Origin of the sequence: Kordiimonas aestuarii (assembly GCF_025574465.1) — a bacterium.
In the GTDB taxonomy this organism is placed as follows: Bacteria; Pseudomonadota; Alphaproteobacteria; order Sphingomonadales; family Kordiimonadaceae; genus Kordiimonas; species Kordiimonas aestuarii.
This window is the reverse complement of record NZ_JAOBPP010000018.1, coordinates 150240-166388: the sequence shown is the minus strand read 5'-3', so window position 1 is coordinate 166388 and position 16149 is coordinate 150240. Positions and strand designations below refer to the sequence as shown.

General features: G+C 55.3%; 17 protein-coding genes. 11 read left to right on the top strand and 6 right to left on the bottom strand.

Translation table 11 applies throughout. The features are described 5' to 3' along the window. Nucleotides 1–164: 164 nt before the first annotated feature. On the bottom strand, nt 165–647 hold the full coding sequence (locus OEU85_RS06825) for a DoxX family protein (protein ID WP_262690715.1): 483 nt from the start codon (nt 645–647) through the stop codon (nt 165–167). A 357-nt stretch (nt 648–1004) separates the two neighbouring features. Here OEU85_RS06825 and efp point away from each other — a divergent pair, with 357 nt between their 5' ends. From efp to OEU85_RS06800, 5 genes are all read left to right on the top strand, one after another. Beyond that, nucleotides 1005–1568, top strand: a complete 564-nt coding sequence (efp, locus tag OEU85_RS06820) for an elongation factor P (protein WP_262690714.1) — start codon at nt 1005–1007, stop codon at nt 1566–1568. 67 nt (nt 1569–1635) lie between these two features. Beyond that, nucleotides 1636–2445, top strand: a complete 810-nt coding sequence (locus OEU85_RS06815) for an inositol monophosphatase family protein (protein ID WP_262690713.1) — start codon at nt 1636–1638, stop codon at nt 2443–2445. Nucleotides 2446–2571: 126 nt separating this feature from the next. Further along, complete coding sequence (locus tag OEU85_RS06810; RefSeq protein WP_262690712.1) at nt 2572–3333, top strand: glutathione S-transferase family protein; 762 nt, start codon at nt 2572–2574, stop codon at nt 3331–3333. A 139-nt stretch (nt 3334–3472) separates the two neighbouring features. Further along, nucleotides 3473–4768 carry a hypothetical protein gene (locus tag OEU85_RS06805; RefSeq protein WP_262690711.1) on the top strand — a complete coding sequence of 432 codons (1296 nt, stop codon included), beginning with the start codon at nt 3473–3475 and terminating at the stop codon, nt 4766–4768. Next, a complete protein-coding gene (locus tag OEU85_RS06800; RefSeq protein WP_262690710.1) occupies nt 4765–5859 on the top strand; it encodes a peptidoglycan -binding protein in 1095 nt (364 codons plus the stop codon). The genes OEU85_RS06805 and OEU85_RS06800 overlap by 4 nt, the downstream gene beginning before the upstream one ends. A 10-nt stretch (nt 5860–5869) precedes the next feature. Here OEU85_RS06800 and OEU85_RS06795 read toward each other — a convergent pair whose 3' ends face one another. Next, on the bottom strand, nt 5870–6673 hold the full coding sequence (locus OEU85_RS06795) for a substrate-binding periplasmic protein (protein ID WP_262690709.1): 804 nt from the start codon (nt 6671–6673) through the stop codon (nt 5870–5872). Nucleotides 6674–6851: 178 nt separating this feature from the next. Here OEU85_RS06795 and OEU85_RS06790 point away from each other — a divergent pair, with 178 nt between their 5' ends. Together OEU85_RS06790 and OEU85_RS06785 are read left to right on the top strand one after the other, a co-directional pair. Continuing rightward, nucleotides 6852–8693: an SLC13 family permease gene (locus OEU85_RS06790; protein ID WP_262690708.1), complete on the top strand. Its 1842-nt coding sequence runs from the start codon at nt 6852–6854 to the stop codon at nt 8691–8693. Between the two features lie 86 nt (nt 8694–8779). Continuing rightward, entirely contained in the window at nt 8780–9841 is a 1062-nt protein-coding gene (locus OEU85_RS06785) for a serine hydrolase domain-containing protein (RefSeq protein ID WP_262690707.1), read from the top strand. Between the two features lie 17 nt (nt 9842–9858). On the opposite strand, the gene OEU85_RS06780 is transcribed toward OEU85_RS06785, so the two are convergent. Together OEU85_RS06780 and OEU85_RS06775 are read right to left on the bottom strand one after the other, a co-directional pair. Next, complete coding sequence (locus tag OEU85_RS06780) at nt 9859–10686, bottom strand: radical SAM/SPASM domain-containing protein (protein ID WP_262690705.1); 828 nt, start codon at nt 10684–10686, stop codon at nt 9859–9861. A gap of 84 nt (nt 10687–10770) precedes the next feature. Continuing rightward, nucleotides 10771–12555, bottom strand: a complete 1785-nt coding sequence (locus OEU85_RS06775) for an ABC transporter transmembrane domain-containing protein (protein ID WP_262690704.1) — start codon at nt 12553–12555, stop codon at nt 10771–10773. 195 nt (nt 12556–12750) lie between these two features. On the opposite strand from OEU85_RS06775, the gene rpmE reads away from it, so the two are divergent. Together rpmE and OEU85_RS06765 are read left to right on the top strand one after the other, a co-directional pair. Then, nucleotides 12751–12975, top strand: a complete 225-nt coding sequence (rpmE, locus tag OEU85_RS06770; RefSeq protein ID WP_262690703.1) for a 50S ribosomal protein L31 — start codon at nt 12751–12753, stop codon at nt 12973–12975. 193 nt (nt 12976–13168) lie between these two features. Further along, on the top strand, nt 13169–13627 hold the full coding sequence (locus tag OEU85_RS06765) for an Hsp20 family protein (RefSeq protein WP_262690702.1): 459 nt from the start codon (nt 13169–13171) through the stop codon (nt 13625–13627). 117 nt (nt 13628–13744) lie between these two features. Here the strand turns inward: OEU85_RS06765 and OEU85_RS06760 are convergent, their stop codons facing one another. Continuing rightward, the gene (locus OEU85_RS06760; protein WP_262690700.1) at nt 13745–13939 is read right to left on the bottom strand and encodes a DUF1192 domain-containing protein; all 195 of its coding nucleotides are present in this window, start codon (nt 13937–13939) and stop codon (nt 13745–13747) included. A gap of 113 nt (nt 13940–14052) precedes the next feature. Between OEU85_RS06760 and OEU85_RS06755 the strand changes: the two genes are divergently transcribed. Beyond that, the gene (locus OEU85_RS06755; RefSeq protein ID WP_262690699.1) at nt 14053–15039 is read left to right on the top strand and encodes an NAD(P)H-quinone oxidoreductase; all 987 of its coding nucleotides are present in this window, start codon (nt 14053–14055) and stop codon (nt 15037–15039) included. Nucleotides 15040–15226: 187 nt separating this feature from the next. Beyond that, nucleotides 15227–15832, top strand: a complete 606-nt coding sequence (locus OEU85_RS06750; RefSeq protein WP_262690698.1) for a DUF1013 domain-containing protein — start codon at nt 15227–15229, stop codon at nt 15830–15832. A gap of 73 nt (nt 15833–15905) precedes the next feature. Here the strand turns inward: OEU85_RS06750 and OEU85_RS06745 are convergent, their stop codons facing one another. After that, on the bottom strand, nt 15906–16070 hold the full coding sequence (locus OEU85_RS06745) for a YdcH family protein (RefSeq protein WP_262690697.1): 165 nt from the start codon (nt 16068–16070) through the stop codon (nt 15906–15908). Nucleotides 16071–16149 lie beyond the last annotated feature (79 nt).

The following is a 16149-nucleotide window of genomic DNA, read 5'->3' as shown; positions in this document are numbered from 1 at the left end:
TAACCCAGTAATTATAACTAGTATTATTCTTATGATTTCCTTTGTTTCTTAGCGTGATCTTAACCACATAAGTCTTTGATGTTTTTAGCGCATCAGTTTTTGGCGGCGGCGTGAGAGCTCTGTTTGCCCGTGGTGCCCTCACGCGCCCCGGTTTCCAGTGCCGTTTAGTATTTGATGCCGAGTATGCGGTCGACGCTGTAGTGTCCACCACCGCGCAGCGCGAAGCTAAAGGCAACCACAGCCCACAGGATTGGATATTCCCAGCCGTTGTCGGTCCAGAAGAAGCCGTTCGCGATGTGGAACTGGCTGGCTACCAGTAGCATCACCGTGATGGCAATGGCTGCCGAGCGGGTAAAAAGGCCAAGGGTAAGGGCAAGGCCTGCGAAAAACTCCACTGACCCCGCGCCCATTGCGGCCAGATACCCGTTCGAGAAACCGAGTTGGTTTGCGAAGAACTGGCCGGTTGCTTCAAGGCCGTAGCCGCCGAAGAGCCCGAACAGTTTTTGCGCGCCGTGTGGCATGAGGAAAAGCCCCGCTGCTACTCGGGCCAGTGTGGTACCGACTTCGTTGTAGTCGCCTAATATACCTTCCAGGGTGGGAAGGCCGAAGGGGCCGCGGATGTCCTTAACTGATGTTTGTATCGTCATTTCATATCTCCAGCTTTTGGCATTCATGAAGGCTCGCGCTTGCTTGCCGTTAAGGCCAAGATAGGGTTTCCTTGGTTGCGCGAAAATCGCTTAGTTATGAACAATGCGTTCGCAAATCTGCAACGATAAGCCGCTTTTTTCGGTAAAGTGATTTGGAAGATCTGTTGCCAGGGCCGCTGTTTGACAGGCGGACAGAGGGCAGTGTGACGAGGTTCGAGAAGGACCCGGCCTGAACGCCTGCCTGCGCGACGCGCAAAGCGGCATCGCCGCCCCAAGCCCATTGCATCGCGTTGGCGAATCTGCTACATCGCGGCCCAACTTGTTCTTTGACACTTATGAGATCTTAAGAGGTGCTCCATGAAAATCGACGGTAACGCCGTTCGTCCGGGTAATGTTATTGAGCATAAAGGCGGCCTGTGGCGCGCTGTAAAAATTGCGCACACCCAGCCTGGTAAAGGCGGCGCCTATCTGCAGGTTGAGTTGAAGAACCTGATCGATGGCACCAAGCTGAATGAACGTTTCCGTTCCAGTGAAAAAGTTGAGCGTGTCACGCTTGAGCAGAAGGACTATCAATTCCTGTATGCTGAAGGCGATATGTATACTTTCATGGACCAGGACAGCTACGAACAGATCTCTATCTCCGCCGAAGATATCGGTGAAGACAGTGTCTTCCTTCAGGATGGAATGACCGTGGTGATCGAGCTTTACGGCGAGAAGCCGATTGGCGTGCGCTTGCCAGAGAAAGTTACGCTTGAAGTGACCGAGACCGAGCCTGTGGTCAAGGGGCAGACGGCGTCGAGCTCCTACAAGCCTGCCATGCTTGAGAATGGCTTGCGTGTTGGTGTGCCGCCCTTTGTCAACGTGGGTGACAAGATCATCGTTGCAACCGCTGAACGTGAATATGCCGGTCGCGCGGACTAATCTGTCCGCGCCTTCGTGCGTCTGTTTTTTGTTTTGAGTAATTCCTAACCCAAGATTGGAGAGTTCCATGGCCCGTCGTTCACCGCTGATGAATGTGATGGTATCCGCCATTTTGAAAGCGAGCCGCAATCTGCGCCGCGACTTTGGTGAGGTGGAACAGCTTCAGGTGTCAAAAAAAGGCCCGGCTGACTTTGTTTCGCAGGCCGACAAACGCACCGAGAAGACACTTTTTGAAGAGCTGAGCCGCGCCCGCCCGGACTTCGGCTTCCTGATGGAAGAACAGGGCGAAATTAAAGGAAAGCGCGACGATGTTCGCTTCATCATCGACCCGCTTGATGGCACCACCAACTTTCTGCACGGCCTGCCGCATTTCGCGATCTCGGTTGCGGTGGAAGAGCGTGGCGAGTTGATTGCCGGTGTGGTTTACGCGCCGCTGACTGACGAGCTATTCTGGGCAGAGAAGGGGCAAGGCGCTTACCTCAATGAAGCGCGCCTGAGGGTTTCGGGCCGCAACAAGATGGAAGACGCGCTGCTGGCGACGGGTATCCCGTTCAAGGGGCGGGGCAATCATGATCTGTTCATGGCTGAAATGGCCGAATTCATGCCGAATGTTTCCGGTATCCGCCGTTTCGGCTCTGCAGCACTTGATCTCGCCTATGTGGCAGCTGGCCGCTACGATGGCTTCTGGGAAGCGGGCCTGTCTTCCTGGGATATCGCTGCGGGTATCGTTCTCGTGAGAGAGGCCGGTGGATATGTCAGTGACCTCAAGGGTGGCACAGAGATGCTCAATTCAGGCGATATCATCGCTGCTAACGACCAGCTTCATGCCCCCATGCAGCGCGTGATCAAACGGGTTCATCGGGGCTTTAAAGGCTGACACGCCAGACCTGACAGAATGTATAGAGCCGTCCCCGAAAGAGAGGGCGGCTTTTTTGTATGACCTTCAGGGCTATTCTTTGGTTTACCTTTCAAATTTGCATAACAGGCATACGGGTCTGGAGGCGTGAAAAGCCTTGAGAAGCGCGTGTTTGGGGCTATTCTCACGCTCAGCAGCGAGGAGGACACGTCCATGAAAGACGAGATTACCATCATTGGTACCCCAATTTCCCCATATGTCCGTAAGGTTCTGGCGATTCTGGACATTAAGGGCGTTCCTTTTCGCTGCCACCCACAAATCCCGTTTCTCGGCGATGACGACTTCACCAGAATCAGCCCCTTGCGCCGGATTCCTGTGCTCAGGATCGGTGATTTCACCCTGCCGGACTCGACAGTGATCGCTCAGTTTCTGGAAGAAAAATTCCCTGAGACACCATTGTACCCCGGCGACATCGAAGCCCGCGCCCGTGCGCGCTGGTTTGAGGAATATGCCGATGATCATCTTGGCCGGAACGTATTGTTCCCGCTTTTTTTCCAGCGCCGTGTTCGCCCGGTTGTCTTGAAAGAGCCAACGGATGAAGCCATTGTCGATAAAGCCATCAACGAAGACATGCCAAAGGTGTTGGACTATCTAGAAACAGAAGTGCCGGATGACGGCTACCTGTGCGGCACGCTGTCGGTGGGGGATATCGCGATTGGTTCGATCATGCGCAATGCCTTCTGGGCGGACTGGGCGCTTGACGCCAGCCGGTGGCCCCGTGTTGCTGCCTACCTTGGGCGCTTGTACAGCGAGCCCGCGATCGCCAGGCTGAACAAGCTGGCAGAAAGCATGCTGGGCACCTCGCCCAAGGAACATCCGGCCATCGTGGAAAAGTATTTTGCCGCCTAAATCGGGGTCTTATCTGCAGCTTCCGTAAATCCCCATTTACAGTCATAATATTGCCCTTAAACTGTAGCCAAGTTATTGCTGTGGTTTGAGTTCCGGCATAATGCCGGAACTCACCGTGATTTGGGGAAGTGAGGGCACGATGCAGAAGCCAAGAAAATTTCTGATGCGCATGACGCTGTTTCTGGTGGCGGTGCTGGTGTTGGTGGCCCTGTTGCGAGGTCCGATGATTGACGCCTTCATGGCCAATATCGCCCTCAATGGTGTGATTGTGCTGACGCTTCTGATTGGCATCGGCTTTGCTTATCGTCGGGTGTTCGACCTGACGCCTGAGATCGAGTGGGTTACGGCATTCCAGCGCCATGAGGCGAGCCGCTCATCGGCCGCGCCACGCTTGCTGGCACCTGCCGCGTCGCTTCTCAGCGCTCAGGAAGAGGGGGGCATGCGTCTTTCCACGCTGTCCATGCGCTCGGTGCTGGACGGAATCATTTCCCGTCTTGAGGAAAGTCGTGAGATCAGCCGCTATTTCACAGGCCTTCTTATCTTCCTTGGCCTTCTGGGCACTTTCTGGGGGCTTTTGGGCACCATTGGCGCCATCGGTAAAACCATTAATGGCCTGACGGTTGATGGCGGCGATATGGCGCTGATGTTTGATGAACTGAAGGCGGGCCTTGAAGCCCCACTCTCCGGCATGGGAACGGCTTTCTCAAGCTCGCTGTTTGGTCTCGCGGGCAGTTTGATTCTTGGTTTCATGGATCTGCAAGCCAGTCAGGCACAGACCCGCTTCTATAATAGTGTGGAAGATTGGCTTGCGTCTGTGACACAGTTGTCGCGTACGGAAGTGTCCGATGGCATGGCCAGCCCCAGTTCCTATATGACGGCGCTGATGGAACAGACAGCAGATGGCATTGATCGGCTGCAGCGTACACTTAAACACTCTGAGGATTCGCGTCTGCAGGGCCAGCATACCATGACAAGCATTGCAGAATCGCTTGCGACCCTTGCGGACAAACTGGATGCACAGAGTGCACACATGCAAAAGGGCGACGAGGCCTTCAAGATGCTGGCAACGGCCATCGACAAACTGGCCACCAGCCACAAGACGCCGCCGCCTGCGGCACCGGTGATGGACGATGCCACCAAAGGCCATATCCGTAACCTTGATGTCGGTATCAAACGGCTGATTGATGAACAGGTGCGCACCTCCGATAATCTGGTGGAGGAACTGCGCGCTGAGCTCAAGCTGCTGTCGCGCACGATCGCTGCAAGCATGGACGGTGGCACTGGTACGATACCGGGCCTGCACCGGCCCGCCACGATGCGAGGGCCGCAGCCAGCGCCGAAAGCGGCAAGTCCGTCCCCGAAGGACTATACCGCCGAGCCTGAAGCCAAGCCTACCGGACTTTCGGCACGGCGTGACGAGGGCGATGACGTATGATCGGCGCGCGGCGGCGCATAGGGGGTGGTGGTCAGGACAATAGCTGGCCCGGTTTTGTGGACGCATTATCCACACTGTTGCTCGTCATTATTTTTCTGCTGTCAATGTTCGTTTTGGCGCAGTTTTTCCTTGGGCAGGCCTTGTCCGGGCGTGATCAGGCGCTGGCGGAGCTCAGGGGACAGGTGGCGCAGCTTGGCAACCTTCTGAAGATGGAACAGCAGGCCAATTCTGCGCTCAGGGACAGTATGGCCGAGCTTTCCGCGTCCCTGACATCCGCCAACAAGGACCGGGACCAGCTTTCGGCGACGCTTGACAGCACCCGCGCGGAACTCTCGGACAGCGAAGCCCGCTTGGCCGAGATGACCGAGGCGCGGGAGCGGTTCGAAGCCGCAGCCAGCAGGCTCGAGGAGCAGTACGGCCTTGCCGCTGGTGAATTGGAAGAAGAACGCAGCATATCCGCCCGTGCCCGTGCGGAGGTTGCGCGGCTTCAGCGCAATATCACCGCCCTTCAGGAGCAGCTTGGCAGGCTTGAGGCTGCGCTGCAGGCCAGTGAAGAACGTGACCGCCGCAATCAGGCCGTGATTGTGGATATGGGCCGCAGGCTCAACCGTGCGCTGGCCAGTAAGGTTGAGGAACTGGCGGGATACAGATCTGAATTTTTTGGTCGGCTCAAGGAGGTACTATCCAGCCGCCCTGAAATCAGGATAGAAGGCGACCGATTTGTATTTGCAAGCGAACTGCTTTTCAGCTCGGCAAGCGCGGAACTGGGGCCAGAGGGGCGCGCCGAAATGCGCAAGTTCGCCGAGACGCTTATGGCGATTTCGCGCGAAATTCCGCCTGAGCTGAACTGGATTTTGCGGGTGGATGGCCACACAGACAAGCGCCCGATTTCAAATGCGCAGTTCCGCAACAACTGGGAACTTTCTTCGGCCCGCGCCATTAGTGTGGTGGAGTTTCTTATTTCGGTTGGTGTGCCAGCGGAGCGTCTGGCCGCGACCGGCTTTGGCGAATATCAGCCCATTGACCCGGCCGAAAATATTTTCGCCTACAGTCGAAATCGCCGCATCGAAATGCGTCTGACCCAGAGATAGACCTTGGCTCTTATTTGCAAGAGGCGTCAGCGGCAAAGCAGGGCTCCAGCATTTCATTGACCCGTTGCCGGAGGGCTGCCATGCGTGCCTTATCTGCCCTGACGGCTTTAATGGCTGCCCATATTTCCGCCATCTGCCCTTCCTGCAGGCCCGCCTTGCGGCTGAAGGCGACAAAATGGGGTGTGGACCATAAAGCGGGCTCATGGATCACCAGAGGCTCTTCACTCGTCTCAACATACCGGACTGCGGTACCCCGTAACACCACGGCAGAGGCAATGCGGGAACGCTCCAGCATTTGAAACAGGCTTGATTGTTGCGCCACGATTTGCGCGCGTTTACCTGCCTCCCGTACCGTGTCGGCGGAGCGATATCCCAGAAGAACACCCACGGGTTCCGGTACTGCCTCAATGCTGATGCTTGTGGGTGCCGGGATATCTGCCCGGGTGACAATGACAAATTCCACTTGGCTTATGGCGTCCGGTGGAGCGTCTTCCGGCGCGTCAGCGGGGAAATGGAACAGGCCGTTGCGTTCCTCGGTGAAGGAAATACCGATGATGCCCATCAGTTCACCTGCGGCCACCCGGTCCTGACACCGTTTCCATGGTAATAATACCTGCTCATACTCCCGGCCAATGTCTGCAAAGGCAGCGTCGAGAATCTCCGTATGTTCGCCGATGAGTTTGTCCTTGTGCAGGAAGCTGTAGGGAGGCCAGAATTCCGTACTGTTGCATAGCCGTATGGGCCCGGCGCGCAGCGGCCAGGAAAGGCAGAGGGTAAGCAGAAGCATGTACAGCCAGTTACTGGTTGATTTCAAAGGGCCTTCTCCCGGCGCTGGTCATGTCGTGTATTTTACAACCGTATTTGTGAAGCTTTGCTTAATCGTGCTGGCAAGGCAAGGGCAACCCTCACTCTTTCGCGAGACGTGCCTTTAAAAAAACGATATCCTGATAGCTTGTGGTGGTTGCAGTTACCTCATGCTTATGGAGACCGGCATGGATATGGTTGCAGCGAATATTCACATGTGGGTCAGCTTCGCAGTTATCGTTGGCGCCATTGTGCTTTACGCAACGGAGCGATGGTCTGTCGAGGTCATATCGTTGGGCGTTGTTGCAACATTGCTGCTGCTGTTCCAACTCCTGCCCTATGAAGGCGGCAATAGCGGCACACCGGTAACCAGCCAAAGCCTGCTGGCAGGCTTTGCCCATCCCGCCCTCATCACGATATTGGCCTTGATGGTTATTGGCCAAGCCATGAGCCAGACAGCTGCGCTGGAGGGACCCACCATACTTCTTGTGCGCCACGGCAGGCGCCGGCCCAGGCTGCTGATCTTTGGTTGCCTCATTGGTGTGATGGTGATCAGCGCCTTTCTCAATGATACACCGGTTGTTGTTATGTTTCTGCCAATCATGATCGTGCTGGCCAATAAAATGCGGGAAGCACCCAGCCAGGTACTGATGCCGCTATCCTTTGCCGCGATCCTCGGTGGCATGACGACGTTGATCGGCACCAGCACAAACCTGCTGGTGGCGGGGGCTTACCATTCTATCACCGGGGGCCGCATCGATTTTTTTGATTTCACAGTGCCTGGTATCATCATGGCGCTTTCAGGTTTTGCTTTCATCTGGCTCGCGGCTCCCCGCCTCTTGCCAAAGGACGGGGGTATTGAATCTGGGGTTGAGGTGTCTGGGGGCAGACAATTTATCGCGCAGCTGATCGTTTTGAAAGGTAGCCGCTTTGAGGGTATGCAGTCGGTTTCCGGCATGTTGCCCGGCCTGCCTGACTTGACGGTCTGGTTGATCGAGCGAAAAAGGCAGAGCCTTTTGCCGCCTTTTGATGACATCACGGTGCGTGCGGGCGACAGATTAACGCTTGTCGGTACCCGGGAGAAGCTCGCGGACATCGCCGCCGGTACGCCAGGTGCCTTGACTAATGGGAGCGGAAGTGGCGGTGACAGTAGGGACAGCACCCGGAGCGAGGATACCGCGCATCTTTTTGAGGTTCTGGTTCCACCTGCAAGCCCGCTTGAAGGGCGCACGGTTTTACAGGTGGGGGCAAACCTTTCTGGCGGTGGCACAATCATCGGAGTGCAGCGGCGCACCCGCATGCCGCGCAGCCCCCTTGGCAATATTCGGCTTGAGGCGGGGGACATCCTGCTTGTGTGTGGCACCGGTTCGCAGTTGCGCCACTTGCGAACACGTCGCGATGTCATCCTGATGGAATGGACTGGCCATGCGCTGCCTGAGAAACGGAAAAAATGGATATCGCAGCTCGTTTTCATATCTGTTGTGGTGGCGTCAGCCAGCGGTGCCTTGCCAATCGTCGTCGCTGCCATGATGGGGGCGTTTATTGTGGTTATCACGGGGTGCCTGACTGTGGGGCAAGCAAGCCGGGCGCTCAACCGCAAAGTTTTCCTGCTGGTGGGGGCGGCACTTGCCATGGGTGCGGCCATGGAAGCGACCGGTGGCGCTGCTTTCCTCGGGTACCGTATGGTGTCGCTGCTGGACGGCGCAGGCAGCACGGTAATGCTCTCCGCGTTGTTTATCCTTGTGGCTGGGGTATCCAATATCCTTAGTAACAACACCACGGCAATTCTCTTTACGCCGATTGCGATAGATATGGCGACACGGCTTGACCTGCCTACGATGCCCTTTGTCGTGACGATTATTTTTGCCGCCAACTGCTCGTTCGCCACACCCGTCAGTTATCAGACCAACCTTCTGGTTATGGGGCCGGGCAACTATGCCTTTGCCGACTATATGCGTCTTGGCATCCCCCTTGTGCTGTTGCTTTGGCTGGTATTCACGCTTGTGGTGCCCTGGTATTACGGTCTCTGAAACAGGTGTCAGGTGGTGTGATATTCATCTTGCTGCCTCATTCCTGCATTCTGATGCTGCGGACATAAAATGCTGGGGAGGACAAAATGATACGGGCTATATTGGTCGCGGGTATGCTGGCGGTGTTTGGTGTGGGGTCAGCGGTCGCGCATCCGGCGACTGACGATGTGGTCAGGAAGCTCAAGGCGGGGGACTATGATGGGATCACAGGCGGCATGCTCAGCCTGGGCGGCAAATTGGTGTTTGAGGCCTACGCGCCCGGCTTTGATGCCGGTGAACGGCATGACATACGGTCCGCTACCAAAAGCATCACGGCCCTGTTGATTGGAGAGTTGATTGAAGACGGGCGGCTGAAAAACGTGGACGTAAAGGTCGCGGATATTCTGCCCGACGAATTTGTCGCCGTTCCCAAAGGCAGCGACAAGCGCGACATCACCATTGAGGACATCCTGACCATGCGCACCGGCCTTGCCTGCAATGACTGGGTGCCGGCATCTGTTGGCCATGAAGACAAGATGTATAAAACCCGCGACTGGGCGGCCTTCCTTCTCGGTCAGCCCATCGCCCATGAAGTTGGGAAACATTTCAGCTACTGTACGGGCGGTGTTGTGTTGTTGGGACGTGTACTCAAAAAGCTCTCGGGTAGGGACGTGCCGGCCTATGCCGAGGAGCGATTGTTCCGTCCGCTGGGCATTGAGGGAGCAAAATGGGAGAGTACGCCAAAAGGCTACACCGATACCGGGGGCCACCTGCGTCTGAAGCTCTCCGACCTGCATAAAATAGGTTTGATGGTTGCCGCGCGGGGGGCGACACCGGGCGGCACAGATATGGCGCGAAATGACACAAAACAGACGCAGGTGGTGTCAGAGAAATGGCTCGATAAAGTGACCGAAGAGCACACGAAAATCTATGAAAGGCGACAGCGCTACGGCTACCTTTGGTGGCTTGACAGTGGTGAAGTGAAGGGGAAACCGGTCAGCCTCATCTATGCACATGGTAACGGCGGCAATTTCATTTTTATTATCCCGGAACTGGAGCTGGTTGCAGCATTTACGGGCAAAAATTACGGAAAACCAACGCAGTTCATCCCCATGCAGGTGCTGACGCAGGAGATCGTGCCGTTATTGATTGGCGGGCAGGGAGGCTGACCAACTGCAATGCCAGGTCAGTTGGTTATAGGAACGGCCTTGTGGCATGTGCGACATAAAATGTCTTGGCCACCCGATAACATCTGCTGTTGAACACGTTTGTATTCGGGCGATGTGAACAGGTCTTCATAGCTGTCGGTTGCCAGGTTTCCAATCACATGTCGCAGACCGAAATCCATGCAGCAAAGAGCAACGTTGCCGTTGGGCAACAGCACATTGCCGTTCAGCCGATCGCAGGTGATCGGACCTTGCATATGGATTGTCTCAAGACGCTCCTGCGTTACGTCTATCTCGTTATCTTGCGGAACATTCCCAGCCCGGGAATGAACTTTTCTGAGCGCGTAGGAAACCAGGTGATGCTCTACATCCCGATGGACCTTGTATCCATCGGAGTGAAACCGAAAGTCTGGATGACCCTGAAATATATCCAGTATATCGAAATAGCGTTGATCCAACGTGATGCGCTCTTGTTCCATATCGTTTGCCAGATGCACGAGAAAGCGCTCAAACGGGATATCTACCACTTGCTCTGCCTGTTCCACGGTCATGCCCTCAAGTGTGCTGGACGCGATAAGCTTGTGCCCCTTGGTCGAGGCATATTGCATCAGGGCAACACAGTCCGGATTCAGGAAGGGTTCTGAATAACCACTGAAGGCAAGTTTCACGTCAGTTGGCACGCTGGTCAGGAAATGTTTAAAATCTTCCAGTTTGAGGGCAATCGTCTTGGAGATGTGCCTGTAGGACGAGGTGAGCGCTTTTTGTGGGCAATAGGCACACGCGACACGACATCCTACAACCGTGGTAACCTCTAGCCACCTTCCTGGATTTTCCTGTGCGGGTGCCAAAAAAGCCTTTAACCTTTGCTTTGGTATTTACTTACAATCAACACATTACAAAGGTCGAGCTTGCTGTTGTCAAGGACAGCCACGTCAGCTTCCTGTGCTGAACTGGAGGTCGGCCAGTCGTTTATATAGCCCGCCTTTGGCAACCAGTTCGTCGTGGGTGCCCTCCGCAACGATACGTCCTTCGTCCAATACCACGATACGATCCACCTTCTTCACGGTTGCAAGCCGATGCGCAATCACGAGCGTGGTGCGGCCTTCCATCAGGTGCTCAAGCGCTTCCTGTACTTTAAGCTCGGACTCGGCGTCCAATGCACTGGTCGCTTCATCAAGCAGCAGCACCGGCGCGTCGCGCAGGATGGCCCGGGCAATGGCAATACGTTGGCGCTGGCCGCCCGACAATCGCGTGCCGCGCTCACCAAGGAAGGTGTCGTATCCTTCGGGCGCGCGCTCGATAAACTCCTTGGCTGCAGCGGCGTCGACAGCTCTCTTCACTTCGTCGTCCGTCGCATTCATGCGGCCATAGCGAATGTTTTCGGCGACTGTATCCGCGAAGATAATGGTTTCCTGCGGCACAAATGCCAGGTGCGAGCGGAAGTCCTGTGGAGCGGTCGTGGCAATGTCGACGCCGTCAATGTTGATGTTGCCCACGTCCGGGTCATAAAAACGCAGCAGCAATTGCAGCACGGTCGATTTACCTGCGCCTGAAGGGCCCACAAGTGCAACTGTTTCGCCCGGCTTGATATGAAGGTTGAAATCTTCAAGGGCGGGTATGTCCTTCTTACTCGGGTAATGGAATGTTACGTTATCGAAATGAATATCACCATTCACGGAAGCGGGAAGCGCGGCAGGTTTCGCTGGGGCTTTGATCGTGGCTTCTGCCGCCAGCAGTTCTGCCAGCCTGCCAGCCGCGCCTGCCGCGCGTTGAAGTTCGCTGTAAACTTCGGATAGTGCACCGAAAGCACCGGCAACAAACACAGCCCGCATGATGAAATCAAGCATCTCGCCGCCAGTCATGCTGCCTGCGATAACATCTTGGGCGCCTTCATAAAGCACCAGCGCGATTGCCCCGAAAATGAGGAAAATCATCGCAAAGGTCATGGCGGCGCGCACCGTAATGCGTCGTTTGGCAGCGACAAAGGCGTCGTCCACATGAACGCCAAAGCGTTTTGCCTCGGAACTTTCCTGGGTGAAGGCCTGCACAATGTTGAGGGCGGCGAGCGACTCGTTGGCGCGAGCACCCACATCGGCCACTTTGTCCTGGCTGGTGCGGGACAAAGTGCGCACTTTACGACCTGCAAAAATGATAACCCCCAGCAGCAGGGGAATTACCACAACGATATAGCTCATGAGCTTGGGCGACATGACAAACAGCCAGATAGTGCCGCCGATGGCGATCAGGAAATTACGCGCCCATACCGATACACTTGATCCCACGATGGTCTGCACAAGCGTGGTATCTGCGGTGAGCCGTGAGACAATTTCTCCGGGGCGGTTTTCCTCGAAAAACTCTGGCGACAGGGTGATGAGGCGCTCATAAACGGCTTTGCGGATATCCGCGACGACGCGTTCGCCAAGCCAGGTAACGAAGTAAAACCGGAAGGCGGTGGCGACAGCCATCACCGCGACAATGCCAACAAAAACAAGGAAATAGTCATTTACCTTCTGTGCGTTGTCGGCGGAGAAACCCTTGTCGACAATGTCCCCAAGCGCCGTTGGTACGATCAGCACCGTGGCCGCTGCGACAAGCAGGAAGAAACTGGCAAGAATGAGTTGTGTTTTATAGGGCCTGACAAAAGACCAGAGCGTGCGCAGGTTTTGCAGTTTGCCTTTGGGTGGTTCGTGCTCAAGCCGCACGGCAGAATCAGTCATGTTTTTGTCCCCGTTTATATCCCGGCAGATATAGGCTGCGCACACGCTTATGCCAATGAACCTTTTTGAAAAACTTGTTATTCGGCCGGTATGAAGTGGATTATTTGCCGGAAAGGCCAAAAAAGCGTAGAAACATCCTTGCAATCAGGCAAAACATCCGGTAAACGGACGCCTCGTTTTCGGAGATTAAAGACCATGAAACAAGACATTCATCCCGAGTACCACACAATCAAGGTGGTAATGACCGACGGGACGACTTTTGAGACCCGTTCAACCTGGGGCTCGGAAGGCGACACAATGACACTCGAGATCGACCCGAAATCTCACCCAGCTTGGACCGGCGGTGCTCGTCAGGTTCTGGAAGGGGGCCGTGTGGCTCGCTTCAACAAGCGGTTTGGTTCCTTGTCGCTCAAGAAATAAGTTATTCCCGTATATCAGGTTTTCGGAAAAGGCGCTCCATCTGGGGCGCCTTTTTTGCGTTTCGCCTCTTGCAGAAAAAAGACTGTATCCCCACATAGGTTTCATCCGGTTGCCGCATGAGCGGGACCGGGATTTAACCGGCCCGGCAATGGTTGCGGGCCCCTAATCAGTCGCTTCTGACGGAGGACATGACATGAGAACTTTTGACCTTTCCCCACTGCTGCGTAGCTCTGTAGGCTTTGACCATCTGAACAGGTTGCTTGATTCGACCTTGAATACGGAACAGTCTGCGCCCTATCCCCCTTACAACATCGAAAAGCTGAGCGAAGACGATTACCGTGTCACCATGGCTGTAGCAGGTTTTGCGCCCGATGAGTTGACGGTGACTGTGCAGGAAGGCATGCTTTTGATTGCCGGCAAGGCGCAGGACGACGACAAGGATCGCCGTTACCTGCACCGCGGTATTGCCAAGCGTGCCTTTGAACGTCGCTTTGAGCTCGCTGACACTATTCAGGTTGGTGACGCTCGCTTCGAGAACGGGTTACTGCTTGTTGAGCTCAAGCGGGAAATTCCCGAGCATAAGCGCCCACGCCAAATTGATATCCGTACCGACGAAACGTCGGTGAAAACGATCGAGGCGGATGCCGCCTAAGGCGACTGGTGTCTCTGTAAATTTCCTCCACGACCCCTCGCTGTCGTGAACTTAAGCGAGGGCCGAGCCCACCTCCCCTTGATTGCTCAGCCCTCGTCTTTTTGCGTCCGTATACTATCAGGATTTAAAGAATGCGGCTGCCGCTTCGCGGCTGGCTTTTTTTGATTTTACTTCTTTTTGTGTGCGGTCGATTTCTGCCTGAAGGCGCTCTACCCTCTCTTCAAGCTCCTCGGCGCTGATGGTGGAGAGGTCTTCCCGTTCCACAGCGGTCAGTGGTGTGCCTTTTTTTACCGGTATATCGTCGAAGTCCATTGGCCGGCCTCCTGCCTCCTGAAAACATTCTCTCGCCATGATGCCCAAGAATAAGGGGCTTGTCACCACCGGCTTGCGGCCCCACCTTTGCTCAAGAATAAAGGAGAGCAAACGTGAAGGTTATCGAGATCAAGATGCCGGGGCCGCCGGAAGTGCTGGTGCCAGCAAAACGGGAAATGCCGGAAGCTGGCCCAGGCGAAGTTATCATCAAGGTATTCGCCGCAGGTGTTAACCGTCCCGATATCGTGCAGCGTGAAGGGCGTTATCCACCACCTCCCGGTGCGTCTGACATTCCCGGGCTTGAGGTCGCAGGCGAGATTGCGGCGATTGGTGGGCAGGTTTCCGGCTTTGCGGTCGGAGACAGGGTATGCGCTCTTGTGCCTGGAGGTGGCTATGCCGCCTATTGTAAGGCGCCGGCCGCGACCACCTTGCCGGTGCCTGATGGATTTGATTTTGTGCAGGCGGCGGCGATCCCGGAAACCTTTTTTACCGTCTGGTCCAATGTTTTTGACCGCGCGGCCCTGAAGGCGGGGGAGACTTTACTTGTCCACGGCGGATCAAGCGGGATCGGTTCTGTCGCCATTCAACTGGCAAAGGCGTTTGGCGCCAAGGTAGTCACCACGGTAGGTAGTGATGATAAGGCGGCTTTTTGTGTAAAGCTGGGAGCCGACACAGCCATCAACTACCGCACGGAAGACTATGTCGAGCGTGTGATGGAGGCAACAGGTGGCGCTGGCGTGAACGTTGTGCTTGATATGGTCGGGGGAGATTATATTCAGAAAAATATTGACTGTCTGGCACCGGACGGCCGCCATGTCTCTATCGCATTTCTGCGTGGCCCCTCCGTTGAATTGAATATGTTGCCCGTTATGCTCAAGCGCCTGATCTTGACGGGTAGCACACTGCGCCCGCGTGATAACAGCTTCAAAAGCGCCATTGCGGTCGCTCTGCGGAAGAAAGTTTGGCCGCTCATGGAAAATGGCACGGTTTTGCCGCAAATCGATAAGATATTTCCGCTGGAAGAAGCTGCCGCCGCTCATGCCTATATGGAGGCAAGCGGGCATCGGGGTAAAATTATGCTTGAGGTCTCGCATGAGTAGCGTCAGGCACAAATATCACCGCTTTTTAACCATTATTCGCGGTGACAGGCCGTTTCTGACCTGTTAAAGAGGGGTACGGGAGGAATTTCTCTCGCCCCTTTCAGGAACATTTTGATCTTTCCGGGAGGGCAGGTGGACCCTGGTTCACCTGGACTGGAGGAATTCTGTAATTTGTAGGGATACTGGGATGACACAACCTTTGATGCCGATGGCTACCGCAGTGTGGCTCGTTGACAATACAGCGCTGACATTCAGGCAGATCGCGGAGTTCTGCCAGCTCCATCACCTTGAGGTGCAGGGCATTGCCGATGGCACGGTGGGCACGAATATTGTCGGCCAAGACCCGACAGCCAGTGGCCAACTGACCTGGGATGAAATCAACCGCTGTCAGGAAGATGCAAGTGGTTCGCTCAAGCTGAGTGAAGACGCCGTCAAGGCGCTACCGCGTACGAAAGGCCCGCGCTATACGCCGGTTTCCAAGCGCCAGGACAAGCCTGACGCAATCGCATGGCTGGTGCGCAATCATCCAGAGCTGAGCGATTTGCAGATCAGCCGCCTCGTTGGCACCACAAAGCCAACAATTCTGGCCATTCGTGAGCGTAGTCACTGGAATATTTCGAATATCAAGCCGCAAGACCCTGTGGGTCTTGGTTTATGTCGCCAGATCGAGCTTGATGACGCTGTTCGCACGGCGGCGGAGCGTAAGCGTAAGCAAGAGGACAAGTCATCGGCCACGGCCGAAGCGCCAGTGTCTGACGAGGCCGTAGCGGCACCAAAAACAACGAAAGAATAACGTTCGAACCAGAGTCAAAAAGAGCGTGGGGTCCGCACCTCACGCTCTTTTTTGTGATGAACTTGTTATGACCCTAATGTCTCAGGCGGGCCATTTCCTCTTTCAGACGGAGCTTCTGCTTTTTCAGCTGAGCCAGTCGTATCGTATCAGGACACGGTCGGTGTTCTTCACGGGCGATGATGTCTTCAATTTCAGCATGTTTGGCGTTGAGTGAATTAACATGCGATTCTAGGTTCATACCCGTCACTCCTTTTTTGCATTGGTTGGACTAAGCATTTCATCATTCTGTAATGATATTGTCACGGAAAAGATTGGCG